General features: G+C 35.5%; 10 protein-coding genes. 3 read left to right on the forward strand and 7 right to left on the reverse strand.

From position 1 onward, the window contains the following. Positions 1–140: 140 nt before the first annotated feature. Positions 141–1,988 carry a CocE/NonD family hydrolase gene (locus EKL98_RS05935; protein ID WP_126561782.1) on the forward strand — a complete coding sequence of 616 codons (1,848 nt, stop codon included), beginning with the start codon at positions 141–143 and terminating at the stop codon, positions 1,986–1,988. 251 nt (positions 1,989–2,239) lie between these two features. Here EKL98_RS05935 and EKL98_RS05940 read toward each other — a convergent pair whose 3' ends face one another. The 4 genes from EKL98_RS05940 to EKL98_RS05955 all read right to left on the reverse strand — a co-directional run bounded on the left by EKL98_RS05940 (position 2,240) and on the right by EKL98_RS05955 (position 8,609). Further along, positions 2,240–3,556, reverse strand: a complete 1,317-nt coding sequence (locus EKL98_RS05940; protein WP_126462568.1) for an ammonium transporter — start codon at positions 3,554–3,556, stop codon at positions 2,240–2,242. 321 nt (positions 3,557–3,877) lie between these two features. Next, positions 3,878–4,255 (reverse strand): PH domain-containing protein, encoded by a 378-nt coding sequence (locus tag EKL98_RS05945; RefSeq protein ID WP_126462565.1) that lies wholly within the window; start codon positions 4,253–4,255, stop codon positions 3,878–3,880. Positions 4,256–4,263: 8 nt separating this feature from the next. Then, positions 4,264–5,568 (reverse strand): amidohydrolase family protein, encoded by a 1,305-nt coding sequence (locus tag EKL98_RS05950; protein ID WP_126561783.1) that lies wholly within the window; start codon positions 5,566–5,568, stop codon positions 4,264–4,266. 44 nt (positions 5,569–5,612) lie between these two features. After that, positions 5,613–8,609 (reverse strand): amidohydrolase family protein, encoded by a 2,997-nt coding sequence (locus EKL98_RS05955; RefSeq protein WP_126561784.1) that lies wholly within the window; start codon positions 8,607–8,609, stop codon positions 5,613–5,615. A gap of 234 nt (positions 8,610–8,843) precedes the next feature. On the opposite strand from EKL98_RS05955, the gene EKL98_RS05960 reads away from it, so the two are divergent. Together EKL98_RS05960 and EKL98_RS05965 are read left to right on the forward strand one after the other, a co-directional pair. After that, entirely contained in the window at positions 8,844–10,379 is a 1,536-nt protein-coding gene (locus tag EKL98_RS05960; RefSeq protein WP_126462556.1) for a YifB family Mg chelatase-like AAA ATPase, read from the forward strand. Positions 10,380–10,507: 128 nt separating this feature from the next. Then, a complete protein-coding gene (locus EKL98_RS05965) occupies positions 10,508–11,293 on the forward strand; it encodes a pseudouridine synthase (RefSeq protein ID WP_126462553.1) in 786 nt (261 codons plus the stop codon). Positions 11,294–11,939: 646 nt separating this feature from the next. Here the strand turns inward: EKL98_RS05965 and EKL98_RS05970 are convergent. The 3 genes from EKL98_RS05970 to EKL98_RS05980 all read right to left on the reverse strand — a co-directional run bounded on the left by EKL98_RS05970 (position 11,940) and on the right by EKL98_RS05980 (position 15,767). Further along, positions 11,940–12,791 carry a cyanophycinase gene (locus EKL98_RS05970; protein WP_126554146.1) on the reverse strand — a complete coding sequence of 284 codons (852 nt, stop codon included), beginning with the start codon at positions 12,789–12,791 and terminating at the stop codon, positions 11,940–11,942. A 42-nt stretch (positions 12,792–12,833) separates the two neighbouring features. Then, positions 12,834–15,329 (reverse strand): serine hydrolase, encoded by a 2,496-nt coding sequence (locus tag EKL98_RS05975; RefSeq protein WP_126561785.1) that lies wholly within the window; start codon positions 15,327–15,329, stop codon positions 12,834–12,836. Positions 15,330–15,551: 222 nt separating this feature from the next. Continuing rightward, positions 15,552–15,767, reverse strand: coding sequence for a hypothetical protein (locus EKL98_RS05980; RefSeq protein ID WP_126462544.1), 216 nt, complete (start codon positions 15,765–15,767; stop codon positions 15,552–15,554). Positions 15,768–16,133: the final 366 nt, after the last annotated feature.

The following is a 16,133-nucleotide window of genomic DNA, read 5'->3' on the forward strand; positions in this document are numbered from 1 at the left end:
CTAAAAACGATTATTTTTTTTAACATATTTGGTGTTTTTTTGATAAACTAAAATTCATAAATTTCAAAAAAGAAGGAATATGGATGCAATATTCGAAGAGATTTTTTATCTTTAAAAATTATTTTAACTCAAAAAAATTCATGAAAAAACTATTAGGTATTTCGCTTTTTTTTATTGGTACAGTTCTGTTTGCCCAAGACAATAAAGCCAATTATGTGTCTGAAAATTATACTAAAAAGGAAGTGCATATTAAAATGCGTGATGGAGTAGAGTTGTTTACTGCCATTTATACTCCCAAAGATGTTTCTACAAAATATCCAATTATAATGCAAAGAACACCATATAACTCGGGGCCTTATGGAGAAAATCAGTTCAAGAAAAGCATTTCTCCCAGTGAAACGATGATGAAAGAAGGATATATTGTAGTCTATCAAGATGTTCGAGGACGATTCATGAGTGATGGTTTGTATGACAACATGCGTGGTTTTATTCCAAATAAAAAAGGCAAGAAAGATACGGATGAAGCTTCGGATACTTATGATACGATAGAGTGGCTGGTGAAAAATGTGGCTAACAATAATGGAAATGTTGGAACTTGGGGAATCTCATATCCAGGTTTTTACGCTACATATTCTTTATTGAGTAATCATCCAGCTTTGAAAGCCGTTTCGCCTCAGGCATGTATCGCTGATTTCTTTTTTGATGATTTTCATCACAATGGAGCGTATTTGTTGAGTTATTGGAAAGTCACTCCGTTATTTGGCCCTCAAAAAACAAAACGTACTACGGAACCTTGGTACAAATTTACGAATGCGGGTACAAACGATGATTATCAGTTTTTCCTGGATGCAGGACCACTCTCTAATTTAGACAAATATTATGGAAAAGAGAATGAGTTTTGGCAACAGCTGAAAGACCATTCCAGTTACGATGATTTTTGGCAAAAGCGTGGAATTTTACAGCATTTGAATAATATTAAACCAGCGGTAATGACAGTAGGAGGTTGGTTTGATGCCGAAGATTTATACGGTCCTTTGAATACCTACAGTACGATAGAAAAGAGCAGTAAAAACTACAACACAATTGTTATGGGACCCTGGAGTCATGGTGATTGGGCTAGGAATTCAGCAAAGCAAGTGATTGGTAATATTAATTTTGGAGATAGTATTTCTGGTTTTTATCAAAAAAATATTGAATCTAATTTCTTCCGCCATTTTTTGAAAAATAATGGAAAAGGAGCTAATAAATTGCCTGAAGCTTATGTTTTTGACACCGGAAGAAAAGAGTGGAAAACCTATGATGCCTGGCCTCCCGTAAATACTGAAAAACAAGATTTCTTTTTGCAAGGGAGTAAATTGACAAAATTGGCTAAGCAAAATATTTCTTTTGAAGAATTTATTAGTGATCCTAAGAAACCGGTACCCTATTCGGAGGATATTAAACAAAACGGACTTACTCCAAGGAAATACATGACCGATGACCAGCGTTTTGCTGCACGACGTCCGGATGTGATTGTTTTTGAAACAGAAGTATTGAATGATGATACCACATTAGCCGGAGAAATCTTGGCTAAATTACAAGTTTCTACTACAGGAACTGATGCGGATTGGATTGTAAAAGTGATTGATGTTTTCCCAAACGACGAACCGGAAACAAAAGAAGTAGCTCCGTATCTAAAGATGAGTAATTACCACATGATGGTACGAAGTGAAGTTATGCGAGGCCGTTTTAGAAATAGTTTTTCAAAACCAGAACCTTTTGTAGCCAATGAGAAAACAGCAGTTAATATTAAGTTACAAGATGTATTTCATACGTTCAAAAAAGGACACAAAATCCAGATTCAGGTTCAAAGTACGTGGTTTCCATTTATAGATTTGAATCCACAGACATTTGTTGACAATATCTTTTATGCAAAACCTGAAGATTTTAAGAAACAAACGCACAAGATTTATAACGACTCTAAAATTGAGTGTACTGTTTTAAAATAAAACGGCAATCGGGTTGTGCGCCATAAAAGCATTCGACTATATTTAAAACTAAAATCCCAATCTTTTTTTAAAGATTGGGATTTTAGTTTTAAAGGATGCAGGCAAAATTAATATGTACTACGCTATTTTTAAAGTTTTTAGTTTATTGTTTAAAGAATAAGAATTGCTTTGTATATTATAGGTATTTAGAACGGATAAGAGCAAAAAAACGCTCTGAAATTTCAGAGCGTCTCTAACTTTATACCGAAGATTTATAGAAATTCACCGTGTTGCGAAATATCTAAGCCTAATTCTTCTTTTTCTTCACTTACTCTTAGAGGAGTTATTTTGTTTACAATATAGAAAAGGAAATAAGACATTGAGAATGCAAATATGGAAACGACAACCATAGCAAATAATTGATTTAAGAATAATGTTGTTTCTCCAAAAATAAGTCCTTGGTTATCACCAACTGCCGCGTTTATTGATTTTGAAGCAAATACACCTGTCAAAAGCATCCCAATGATGCCACCTACACCGTGACAGGCAAATACATCTAAAGCATCATCAATTTTACATTTGTGGAAACTTCTAACCACCAGATTACTCACAATACTTGCAAAAATTCCTATGAACAAAGCATGAGGAATGCTAACAAAACCAGCTGCAGGAGTAATGGCAACTAATCCGACCACTACACCAATACAAGCTCCCATTGCCGACAATTTATGACCAAGAATTTTATCAAGAAATACCCAAGCCATTCCAGCAGCAGCAGCAGCAATAGTAGTTGTCCCCAGTGCTTGTACGGCAAGCCCATTAGCTCCTAAAGCGGAACCAGCGTTGAACCCGAACCATCCAAACCACAACAATCCGGTACCTAACATTACGTATGTTATACGTGCGGGATTTCCTTTTTCTGCTTTTCTTTTGCCTAAGAAAATGGCACCAGCCAGAGCAGCCCAACCAGCACTCATATGAACTACAGTTCCACCAGCAAAATCCAATACGCCCATTTTAAAGAGAATACCATCTGGATGCCATGTCATGTGAGCCAGCGGGGTATAAACGAGCAGTATGAATAAAACCATAAATAGTAAGTACGCCCAAAAACGAATTCGTTCTGCAAAAGCGCCGGTGATTAAAGCGGGTGTAATGATGGCGAATTTTGCTTGAAATAAGGCAAAGAGCATAAATGGAATTGTTGGAGCTAGACCCCAAGATGTATTTGTATTTACGCCTTGAAAAAATAAATTTGGAATTGGATTCCCTATTATTCCTCCAATAGTTGGACCAAAAGATAATCCGAAAGCGATGACAACCCACAACACGGTAACGATTATCATTGCCATAAAGCTTTGAAGCATGGTACTAATGACATTTTTTTTACCTACCATTCCACCGTAAAAGAAACCTAAACCGGGTGTCATGATTAATACAAGTGCAGTTGCAACGATCATCCAAGCGGTATCGCCGGTATCAAATTTTACTGCTTCTGTAGGAGCTGGACTTTCTGCTAAGAAATAATTTGAACAAAGGGTTAATACCAAAATCGTGATCAATATCACACTTAAAATAATTTTTCGCATCGTTTTTCAGTTTTAAATTTTGATAAAAATATAAAATTGTTTAACATACCCCTATTGTAAAGCGCGTTAATGTTTTATTTTTATGATTTTTGCAATCTAGCCCCTATTTTTTTATGGGTATTTTATATTTTAAAGATAAAATTTGTTTTTTATTTAAATAAAATCACCAATTTAATGAATACTTGGGGTCTTGTGGTAAAAAATTAGACTTCCAATCTGGGAATTTTAATGCACTTAGCATTAAGACAAAATTTGATATATAAAAAATGCACCAATTGTATAGCTACAAGTGATGCATTTTTCAAAAACTAAAGGATCTCCTTATTTTAAAAGATGTTTGCTTAAAAGTTTGTAAACTTCATTAATGTTATTACCACCTTTACCAAATTGTTTTACAATTGGGGTTGCGTCATTGTTTAACCAAATTTTCAACTCGGCATCCATATCTAATATTCCAGCACTTTCTTTAGAGAATTTTTTGATACTCAAATACGGAATTGACATATAATCAACCTTGGTTCCAACCAATTGTTTTTCGACCAGAATCAATCTTTTATTGGTGAAAACAAACATATCCCGAATTAATTTATATGCTTTTTCGATTGTTTCTCCATCAATTAGGATTGGCTCAAATTCAGTAGCAACATCTTTAATGTTTACTTCAGAGGCATTGCCCAGGATGGCGTTAAATAGTCCCATTGTATTTGTTATTTTTGATTGTATTTTGTTTTATAAATATCGTTCATTTTTGTTTGGTGTGTTTCAAGACTGATCATTCTGCCTTGAATAAAAGCATTAGTTAGTTTGTTCGTTCTCATGTCTAAAGCATCACCCTCAGAAATAAATAAGGTAGCATCCTTTCCTTGTTCTAAAGTACCACATTGTTTATCGATCCCTAATAATTTGGCGGTATTGAAGGTTATTAGTTGTAGCGCTTTTTCTTTGTCAAGTCCATAAGCAGCACATGTTCCGGCCAGGAAAGGTAAGTTTCTGGTATTCATACGCTCCATGGATCCGCTGTTTTCCAAGCCTACAATAACGCCTTTATCTGTCAATAATTTAGCGTTTTTGTACGGTAAATCAATGTCATGATCTTCATTTTCAGGCATATCATGCACTCTTTTTAATAATACTCCAATGTTGTTTTTTTGAAGTAAGTCAGCCGTTTTATACGCTTCATAACCACCAACAATTACTATTTTTTTAACTCCATTTTCTTTTGCCATTTGTATAGCATCAATAATTTGTTTTTCTTCATTTGCGTGTATGAATAAGGTTTGATTTCCGTCAAACAATCCTTTTGTAGCCTCAAAAATCAAATTTATTTCTTTGGGGCTATCTGCTAAGTATGCTTTTGCGCTAGTCAAAAAAGTAGTTATCTCTGAGTGTTGTTTGCTATAGTCTTTATTTGCTTCAATTGTTCCGGGTTCAAACCAGGAACCACTTCTTTTAAAACTAGAAGGGAAATTAAGATGAATCCCATCATTTTCTTTTATCAGTGCATCCTTCCAGTTCCAGGCATCAAGCTGAACGATGGATGAAGTGCCTGAAATTCTTCCGCCACGTGGGGTAATTTGCGCCATCAAAATTCCGTTTGGTTTAATGGTTTCAATTACTTTTGAATCAGCATTATAGGCAATAATACTTCTTACGTGAGGATTCATATTTCCTATTTCGCTTTCATCATCAGAAGATTTTATGGCATCAATTTCGACTAAGCCCAAGGTAGAATTGGGCGCTATAAATCCTGGATATACGTGTTTTCCGCTGGCGTCAATGGTAATATCATACGCTCCTTGAGCTAGTTTTATTAATCGGGCATCTGCCACTAATGTAATTTTGCCTTCTACAAATCCTATAGCACTGTTTTCGATTATTTCGCCATTTCCTAAATGTGCTGTTGCATTTAGAATTAAAATAGATTTTGATTGTTTTGAAGCAGGAGCTTGCTGTGCCTTTGTAAGTATTGATATGCTAAATACCAATAGTAAAATATATATATTTTTATTCATCCTATTTTGTTGTTTTAGATTTAAGAAACGTAGATTTCTTGAGCTTAATGTTCCAAAGAATCACAATGATATTCTATTTTTTCCTTCTTTTTAGGCTCTTGAGTGATCATTCCTTTGTTTTTTTCTTGCAATAGTTGGCCTATTAACTCATTTCTTTCTTTGGCAACTGCTACTCTTTGTGCTTCATCTTTTTGCACATCATAATAAACGACACCTTCAATTATTGTTTTTTCAGCTTTAGCATAAATAGATAAAGGATTGTTGTTCCAAAGTACTACATCAGCATCTTTTCCTATTTTTATACTTCCCACTTTATCATCAATATGCAATAATTTTGCAGGATTCAAAGTCACGAATTTCCATGCTTCTTCTTCTGAAATGTTTCCATATTTCACTGCTTTTGCAGCTTCTTGATTTAATCTTCTGGACATTTCAGCGTCATCAGAGTTATAGGCTACTACAAGTCCCGCATTGTGCATGATTGGACCGTTGAACGGAATGGCATCATTCACTTCAAATTTATACGCCCACCAATCCGAGAACGTCGAGGCTCCTACTCCGTGTTTTTTCATTTCATCGGCTACTTTGTATCCTTCAAGGATATGTGTAAAGGTATTTACTCTAAAGTTAAATTTTTCGGCAACATTCATCAACATCAAAATTTCAGATTGCACATAAGAGTGGCAGGAAATGAAACGTTCCTTATTAAGGATTTCAGCTAGAGTCTGTAGTTCTAAGTCTACCCTTGGCGCTTTCCCTTTTCCTTTTTTACCACTTGAATTATAAGTTTTCCAAGCCAAGTCATATTCTTTTGCACGTTGAAAATAATCTGTAAAAACCTGTTCCACACCCATTCTTGTTTGAGGAAAACGAGTAGGGTTGGTAATTCCCCAGTTGGCTTGTTTCACATTTTCACCTAAAGCAAATTTAATGAATTTTGGTTGGTCTTTGTAAAGCATTTCTTCTGCAGAAGCGCCCCATTTCCATTTTACAATGGCAGAGCGTCCTCCGATAGGATTAGCAGAGCCATGCAATAATTGCGAAGTTGTTACACCACCAGCTAAATCTCTATAGATATTAACGTCTTCGGAATTGACTACATCCTCAATTGTTACTTCAGCACTGGAGTTGTGTCCCCCTTCATTGACACCTCTTGAAATGGCTATGTGGGAATGTTCATCGATTATTCCGCTGGTCAAATGTTTGCCTTTTGCATCTAAAACTGTGGCGGAAGCATCAGAAAGGTTTTTGCCGATAGCAGCAATTTTTCCATTTTTGATTAAAACATCTGTTTCTTCTAATACACCTTCTTTTTCATTGGTCCAAACCGTGGCATTTTTGAATAAAAGTGTCTGTTGTGTTGCTTTTTTTACCGTCCCGAAGGCAACATTTGGAAATGTTGTAGGGAGGATCATATTGTTTTTTTCAATTTTTGAAGAATCAACCGCTTTTGCAAAAGGAGCCGTTTTTACAGCGCTCCATTTCACTTCATTTCCATTGAATAAAATTGCTTTTCCAGAAATTTTCTCAATATCGTCTATGTATCCTGTTGCTCTTGTAAAGCTGGTTTTTGTAGAATCATTGGGTTTGATTATTATTGAAATCCAGTTATTAGCAATAGTAAGTTTAGACTTTATTTTTTTAGCATCAACACTTGTGATTTCTGATTTTGGTGCAGCTATGTCGCCGTCAAGAGTCCATTTGTATTTGGTGTTATTGACCGTTAAGTCATACTTACCACGAATGTCTTTAACCATAATATCATTGATGACATACTTACTTCCTTGAACCCAGTTTTCGTAAACGATGGTTTTTTCTTCGAATATTTCTCCGGAGGTGATCACAAAATTAGCTAGACTTCCGGTTTTTAAACTTCCAATTTCGTTGCTTTTTCCTAAAATTGATGCTGGAATTGTTGTCAGTGCTTCTAATGCTTTGGTTGTATCAAAACCATATTTAATGGCTCTTAGAAGATTGGTTCTGAAATCTTCCACCTTCTTTAATTTGTCTGTCGTCAAGGCGAAAACAATACCGTTATCAGACAAAACCTTTAGATTAGTAGGGGCTTGATTCCAGAAACGCAAATCTTTCAATTCCATTTGATTGGCTTGGTACGGATCAGACACATCATAAGCTTCAGGGAAATTGATTGGAATAATAAATTTAGAATTTGTTTTTTTTATTTCTTCAATTCTTTCAAATTCATTTCCTATGCCTTTCAATACATAGTTCAATCCAAATTCTTTTGCTATTTTAGAAGCTCTAACACTATTTAATTTATCCTCCGAAGCAAAAATTTGAACTAATTTTTCATTATTTGATAAGGCTTCTAATGATAAATCTTTGGTTGCAGCATTCCCTTTTTTGTACCAATCTAAATCAAAGTACATTTGGCGTAATAAGGCCATCATTCCCATTAATGAGCTAGGATAGGATTGATTTGTAGTGGCACTTTTTGTAAATGCAAAGTGATTAGTGATTTTGTCAGATAATAATTGTGTGCTTTTATCAGCGTTGTTCAAAGCGATTAACATTCCGGATCCTTGGGCAATTCCATCCGGAACGTGAGTACCTACAACACCAAATCCTGCTTTTAACAACTCCTCTGCTTTAGTTGGGTCGTATTTAAAACTTTCATATCCATTTACTTCTGAGCGAATACTTTCATTCCAATAATATCCTACTCTTTTAGTATCGTACAAAGGATTTCTTTCCGTACTTGTTATTTCTTTTGGTTTTTCAATTCCAAAACTGGTATAAATGTCAATAAAGGAAGGATATATTGATTTTCCTTCCAGATTAATAGTAACGCAATTTTTAGGAATAGTAATGGTAGCACCGGCACCAATTACTTTTCCGTTTTGAATTAATAAAGTGCCTTTTTCAATAATTTGTGTTGGGGTAACATAAATTTTGGCATTGGTAAAAGCAGTGAAATTGGTGTTTTTGTTTTGAACACTTTCGTTATTAGGAAAGTATTCCTGAGCATAGGTTTTTGGTACCAAAAAACTCAAACAGAGTAGGAGTAGGATTTTTTTCATAGTGTGGTTTCTAATTATTTTCTAAAAGTAGAAAAATGTTAATATTATACCTTCACTTTTTTTAATTTTAACATTTTGTTTTCGCGAAAAATGTATCGTATAGAGCTGTATACCAAAGTATTTTGAGTGTCTTTTTGATGAAATTTTTGCTGTTCATTATTTTATTGGAATTTATGTAAGATTTATAATAACAATAAGAAAAGTTTCATTAATTTTAGAATCAAATAAAAACAGATGCTAGTTAAAGTTTTTGGAAGTGCAGTTTTTGGAGTTGAAGCCACAACAATTACCGTTGAGGTAAATATTGATAAAGGGATTGGATACCATTTAGTTGGATTGCCAGATAATGCTATTAAAGAAAGCAGTTACCGTATTGCGGCTGCGCTTAAAAACAATGGCTATGCGATGCCCGGCAAAAAAATCACCATCAATATGGCTCCTGCGGATTTACGTAAAGAAGGCTCTGCGTATGACCTGACTTTGACAATTGGTATTCTGGTAGCCTCTGGGCAGATTAAAGCCGATGAAATTGACCAGTATGTAATCATGGGAGAGCTTTCGCTTGACGGAGGTTTGCAACCCATTCGTGGCGCTTTGCCGATTGCTATCAAAGCAAAAGAAGAGGGTTTTAAAGGTTTTTTTCTTCCAAAGCAAAATGTGAAAGAAGCAGCAATTGTTGCAGGATTAAATGTGTATGGAATAGAAAACATACAGGAAGTAATTGACTTTCTAGAAGGAAAAGGGACTTTGGAACCAACAACAATCGATACTAGAGCCGAATTTTATAAAACATTAGACTTTCCTGAATTTGATTTTAGTGATGTCAAGGGGCAGGAGTCTATAAAAAGATGTATGGAAATTGCGGCTGCCGGCGGGCATAATATTATCTTGATTGGTCCACCGGGTGCCGGAAAAACCATGTTAGCTAAGCGACTGCCCAGTATTTTGCCTCCCATGACGTTGCGTGAAGCATTAGAAACCACAAAAATTCACAGTGTTGCCGGAAAATTGAAGGAAGTAGGTTTGATGAATCAGCGTCCGTTTCGTAGCCCGCACCATACTATTTCGAATGTGGCGCTTGTTGGCGGCGGCAGTTATCCGCAACCCGGCGAAATTTCAATGGCGCACAATGGCGTTTTGTTTCTGGATGAATTGCCGGAATTTAAACGCGATGTTCTGGAAGTGATGCGCCAACCACTGGAAGATCGAGAAGTGACTATTTCCAGAGCTAAATTTACAGTTACTTATCCATCCTCGTTTATGCTGGTGGCAAGTATGAATCCGAGTCCAAGTGGTTTTTTCAACGATCCGGATTCGCCACAAACTTCTTCACCACATGAAATGCAACGGTATTTGAGTAAAATCTCAGGACCTTTATTAGATAGAATTGATATTCATATCGAAGTGACACCAGTCCCTTTCGAAAAATTATCGGATGATCAAAAAGCAGAAAGTAGTGTAGACATTCGCAAAAGAGTGACAGCGGCTCGAGAAATTCAAACCGAACGCTTTGAGCAAATGGAAAATATCCATTACAATGCCCAAATGAATACCAAACACATTCGGGAATATTGTGCCTTGGACGATGTTTCAAAACAATTATTGAAAACAGCGATGGAACGATTAAATTTATCGGCTCGAGCCTATGATCGTATTTTGAAGGTTGCACGCACGATCGCTGATCTTGATGCGGCTCCAATAGTGGTTTCCAGCCACATTGCTGAAGCAATTCAGTATAGAAGTTTGGATCGTGATGGGTGGTTGGGCTAAAATAGATTTCAGATGTTTCACGGCTGCAAAAATGAGAATACCTTCGCGCTAGCGGGGGAAAAAGAAAAGAATAGAAATAAATAAGTTAAAAAAGAGATTTCGATAGAAATCTCTTTTATTTTTGCCAAATGTTAGAAATTCTTTACCAAGACGAATATATTATAGCAATTAATAAACCAAGTGGCTTGTTGGTTCACAAATCATTCTATGCGCGTGATGCAAAAGTTTTTGCTATTCAAGAATTGAGAAATCAAATAGGAGGGCGACACGTTTATCCTATTCATCGGTTAGATCGCAAAACATCTGGTGTCTTGTTATTTGCGTTGGATAAAAAGGTTTTAAAAATTATGAATGATCGTTTTGCCACACGCGAAGTCGAAAAAAAGTATTTAGCAATTTTACGTGGTTGGTCACCCGAAGAACTAACGATTGATTATGATTTAACCAATAATGATGGTGTTATACAAAATGCAATAACCTACTTTCATCGATTGCAAACTACCGAAATTGAGTTAGAATTTAACAATCAACCAACGTCACGATATTGTTTGGTAGAAGCGATTCCTGAAACTGGACGTATGCATCAATTACGAAAACATTTCAAACATATTTTTCATCCCATTTTAGGAAGTCGGCCACATGGTTGTAACAAGCAAAATAAATTATGGTTGGAGAATTTTGAACTGAAAGGAATGATGCTTCATGCACATCAGTTAATTTTTAATCATCCAATAACAAATGAACAACTAATCTTGAATGCAAAGATTAATGAAGAGTTTAGCAGAGTAGGTACTATTCTTAAGCTAGATTTGAATACGTATGAAATCGCCATGACAGAAGCTGTCGCAAACACCAATGAAGATCTGGCGATACCATATTCCTATAAAAAACAAATATTATCTACATATGAATAGAATACTTATTTGTAAAATAAAGCTTTAAATTATTGTTGTATTTGGAAACAACAGTTTTCAGTGTAAAGTGGAGCAGAGTTGGGGTTTTTGATCAACAATTTTTAATTTCAGATGTTTATCACAACGTTCCACAAAATCTCGGATTTTGAGGAAGTGCCTTTCGGTTTTTAACCGATTTTGTTTTTTGAATCTTTGAATTTTAAGATCAGTCGGAGACTGAAAAACACATACTCAAAGTCGGAGACTTTGCGCAGCGCGCAGCGGGAAACGAGCTCGACTTTGTTTTTCAAAGAGTTGAATACAAAATGCTATGATAAAAATAAAAACGATCTAAATAGCCCCGATAGAAATGAAAATCCTTGTTAGGGCTGGTGTTCAGCCCTAATAAGGATTTTAATGTATAGCGGGAAATACGTTCTTAAAAAACGAACTCGTTCTGCTCCTAAAAAAAATGTATTTTCTTAAACTATTATTTAGTTTAACGTCGATCATTATTTTGACTCGGGCGTCTTGGACCAAAACTGTTATTGCTGGTGCGGTTTGTGGTGTTGTGTTCTTAGTAGTTGGAATTCTGATAAATACCGGAGAGTTTACATAAGCGTAAGTAAGATAAATTTCAGACCGTTTTTATAATTGGATAATAATTTTATATTTTAAATTTTTGACCATTATTGTAAATACTCATTTCCAGACTTTCTATGGATATAAGATTATTTGTACCTGACTTTTGAATCCCTTTTGGATTTTTGATTACGATAACTTCGCTTTCTCCTGTAATTTCTATAGTTTTATTTTGAACAATGATAGCTGTGGCTTCATCAATTCCTATTCCGACGTGAGAAGGGAATTCTACCATAGCAGATAATAAACGGTTGTATCGACTTCTTTTTAGAAAATGCTGATCAATAATCACGTTTTTCATTAAGCCTAAACCCTCTGTTGTTTCGAGATTATTGTGGCGTATGTTGTCAAAAGTTCCAGTATATACCGGATTTAATTTTTGATTTCCGGTGATCATGTGTTCGCACATTACCGCTGCTCCAGCACTTGTTCCGGCAACGGTACTTCCGTTTTTGTAGGCTTGATGAATGGCTGTTTTAATGGGAGTGTTTTTGACGATATCCATGAATCGGGTTTGGTCGCCTCCACTTATAAAAATGAGTTTTGCCTTTTGAAGAGAGTCAATCCATTTTGGATTAGTTGCGGTTTTTTTATCAAAATTGAGCATCACTATGGGATTTGACGTTAGCCTTTTTAGCTGATCATTGAAGTAAATGTAGGCACTGTCTGGCTCTTCGCTGGACATGGGTAATACGACGATATAATCTTTTGCTTCTAATTTAGAAAGGGACAATAAACAGGTCATCAGTTTATCTGATCTGTTTCCACCGCCAATGATAAATAAGGTTCCTTTTGGAGTTTGAGCTTGAATGGAACAAAAGGCCAATAATAGAAAAATTATAAAATGAAATTTAGAAATTGAAATAGATTTGTTCATGGTTTTAGGTGTTTTATAATTATTTTGATTGCTTTTTTGTATTTAATTTTTTTCCATTTTAATAAACTTACCCGTAAAATTCGGAACTGATTTTTGCTCGTTATAAACTAGTTTTCCATTTACCCATACGCTCTGTATTCCTGTGGAAAGAGCCGTAGGATTGCTTACTGTGGCATTATCCATTATAGTATTAGGATCAAACAAGACTAAGTCGGCAAAGTAACCTGGGGCAATGAGTCCGCGATTTTTTATGCCTACGTTTTCTGCAGATAAGCTAGTCATCTTTTGTATGGCCGTTTCTAGTGGTATCAGTTTTTGCTCACGGACATAGCGACCCAGCACTCGGGAGAAAGAACCATGTCCACGAGGATGTCCACCCATCGACCCATCAGAACAGACGTTGCTAAAAGGCCACTTGAGGAAATTGCTGATGTCAGTTTCACTCATTGATTTTGCCACAATAGTTCCATCCTGACCGATTGCTGATGTCTCGCGAATGATGCGCAAGAGCGCCTGCGCAGCAGTTTCATTATTTATTGCAGCAATTTCGGTCACCGTTTTTCCTTGCCAAGTAGGACTTGGTGCGTAACGGACCATTACTGAATTAGCAGGATCAAACAATTCTTGTGTTGCAAATTCAGCACTGGCGAGATTGTCAAAATCTTTCTCTGGAAATAAAACCCTCGGCGTAGAATTCCACATGGTATAAGGATATACATCGGCTGTGATATTGATACCTTCGAGTCGTGCCTGTTGTAATTTTTTAAGAATAAGACCAGAATTGCCCCATCTACTACGCATGGCAATTTTTAAATGAGAGATTTGAACAGGAATTTTTGCCTCTCTTCCAATATCAATAATTTCATCAATAGCTTCATCGAGATGCATATCTTCGCTGCGAATGTGGCTAATGTAACGCCCGCCTTTGGAGGCAGCTACTTTGGCAAGTTCAACTACTTCATCGCGACTACTGTAATAAGCTGCCTCGTATTCAAGTCCAGTGCTAAGTCCAAGCGAACCTTTATCCATCTCAGATGCTAGCAAAATTTTCATAGCATCAATTTCAAGAGTAGTAGCTTTTCTACCTACATCATCCTTCATTATTTTTTCGCGTAACCAAGCCTGTCCGGTGTATGTAGCGATATTTATACTTACGGGGATTTTTTTTATCGATGAAAGTATTGTGTCGATGGGTACTGATTCTCCATCTTGCCCTATTACAATAGTTGTAATACCTTGGTTTGTTGCTGCGATTCCTTCAGGTTTTTCATCAAGTCCTGAGGCATGATGACTATGGCTGTCAATAAAACCAGGAGCCAGTACTTTTCCTTTTCCGTCGGTAGTACTTTCATTCTTGAAAACCTTTAGTGATCCGATGTCTTGTATGCGATCATCCACAAGGCGAACATTAGCGGCATAAGCCGGAAGGCCCGTTCCATCAATTACTTTTATATTGGTAATAAGCTGGGTTTGTGGAAGTGCAATGGGTTTTTCTTCCCAAATATTCGGGATCAACTTGTTTGCATAAGAATTAGAAGAATTGTCAAGTATAATTAGTGTTTGATTTTTATCGATGTATCGAATGATGGCGGCATTGAAACCAACCCAATTGCCAGTATGTGCCACCGTTTTTCCAGGCTCTATTATGTCCCAGCCAAAACCATATTTAGTTTCGGCACCATTATTTAGTTTCCCGGATGTGATCGCTTCTGTGAAGCTTGATTTGTTTAAAATTTTTCCGGTGTAGAGTGCCTGATCCCATTTATATAGATCTTCTGCCGAAGCATATACATTGCCATCGCCAACTACGCCATCAAAACGAATCAGGTCATTAGACAATGATTTTCCTCCTTCATATCGCATACCAAAAACGCGTGATGGCGGATAGGATTTCATCTTCAAATGATAGACATAACTGTTGTTCATTTTAAGTGGAGCAGCTATATATTGCTGAAAAAATTTGTCGGACGTGCTACCAGAAACCATTTCCAGGACGGAGGCAAGTATGGCATAATTAGTATCGCAGTACTGCCATTTTTCTCCTGACTGAAAAACAAGATTTGGTTTTTTGAGGGCTAGTAATTCCAACAGCGATTTATTGCTGAGTGTATCGAGCAATGTCATGTCGCCTTTCGCTATTTCGAAATAATCGGGAAGTCCCGAAGTATGATTCATCAGTTGACGAATGCTGATGTTGTTGTATGGAAAGTTTGGTAAATATTTTTGTACAGATTCGTCATAATTCAATTTACCTTGTTCTTTTAATATCATAATCATCATCGAAAAGAACTGCTTGGAGACAGAAGCAAGGTTGAATGCTGAAGAATTATTTAAGGGAGTGTCATTTTTTGGGTCTGCATTGCCAAATGTTTTTTTATAAAGGATTTTTCCTTCTTTTCCAATCAATAGGCTGCCGTTAAAAAGTTGTCGTTGATGCAAATAATTCAGTACTGAATCAATATGAGCAATTTTTTTGGATTCTTGTGAAAAAATGATAATGGGAACAAGAAACAGTAGAAGAAATAACAGTTTTTTCATAATCAGTATCGAGTTTATTACAACATTTTTCATCTTTTTAGTTAAAAAATTACAATTAATTTCTATGGGATTAACTATCGAATTGATCCAAAATACAATTTATTTTTTAATACAAGACTTTTAAATTTAATACAAGACTAGCTTTCAAGTAGAAAAACTGATATTTAAAGAAAGTGAACATTATTTTTTCTATATTTTATTTTTTTTTGTAATTATTGGATTCTATTCCTCCAAGTTTAAAAGCCTGCATTGATTCTTTTCGAATGAGAAAATGATAAAAGTAATCAAAAAAACAGGATTCGATGTGAAATTAAAATAGCGTTTTGCAGTTTGTAAAAAAGCAAAAAACACAACCATTTCAGCCTCAATTCGTGGAGATGTTATAGAATGTCCACTTTCATCGGCATAGTCATAGAAAATGTATTGGATGTAAGGCATCCGATATCTTTTGGTTTAGGCAATAAATATTTCCGTTTTAAAACAAACAACAGAGATTATTCGCTTTAAAAAACATTTAATTCTGGTTTATGTTCCAAAAGAGTATAAGAGTTATGGTTTTGTAGAGCATAAAATTAAAAATAAATTAGAGAATACAGTCAGTTTTGCAATCGATTCAAAAAGAAAGGGATTTACATTATGACTGATTATTCTCTTGTTCTGAATTCTCACGGAAAAACGGAAATTTACTATTTAATAGTACTTTGTTTTTTGTTAAAAAATGTAAACGATATTTTCTTTTTTTTGTATGAATACCAAATTTTAATTTCATATTTTATTATTTTAACACGTGCTAACCTATATTTT

It is taken from the genome of Flavobacterium bomense, assembly GCF_003970355.1.

Coding starts and splice junctions, on each gene's coding strand:
- EKL98_RS05935 (WP_126561782.1), top strand. CDS start 141: ATGAAAAAACTATTAGGTATTTCGCTTTTTTTTATTGGTACAGTTCTG.
- EKL98_RS05940 (WP_126462568.1), bottom strand. CDS start 3,556: ATGCGAAAAATTATTTTAAGTGTGATATTGATCACGATTTTGGTATTA.
- EKL98_RS05945 (WP_126462565.1), bottom strand. CDS start 4,255: ATGGGACTATTTAACGCCATCCTGGGCAATGCCTCTGAAGTAAACATT.
- EKL98_RS05950 (WP_126561783.1), bottom strand. CDS start 5,568: ATGAATAAAAATATATATATTTTACTATTGGTATTTAGCATATCAATA.
- EKL98_RS05955 (WP_126561784.1), bottom strand. CDS start 8,609: ATGAAAAAAATCCTACTCCTACTCTGTTTGAGTTTTTTGGTACCAAAA.
- EKL98_RS05960 (WP_126462556.1), top strand. CDS start 8,844: ATGCTAGTTAAAGTTTTTGGAAGTGCAGTTTTTGGAGTTGAAGCCACA.
- EKL98_RS05965 (WP_126462553.1), top strand. CDS start 10,508: ATGTTAGAAATTCTTTACCAAGACGAATATATTATAGCAATTAATAAA.
- EKL98_RS05970 (WP_126554146.1), bottom strand. CDS start 12,791: ATGAACAAATCTATTTCAATTTCTAAATTTCATTTTATAATTTTTCTA.
- EKL98_RS05975 (WP_126561785.1), bottom strand. CDS start 15,329: ATGAAAAAACTGTTATTTCTTCTACTGTTTCTTGTTCCCATTATCATT.
- EKL98_RS05980 (WP_126462544.1), bottom strand. CDS start 15,767: ATGCCTTACATCCAATACATTTTCTATGACTATGCCGATGAAAGTGGA.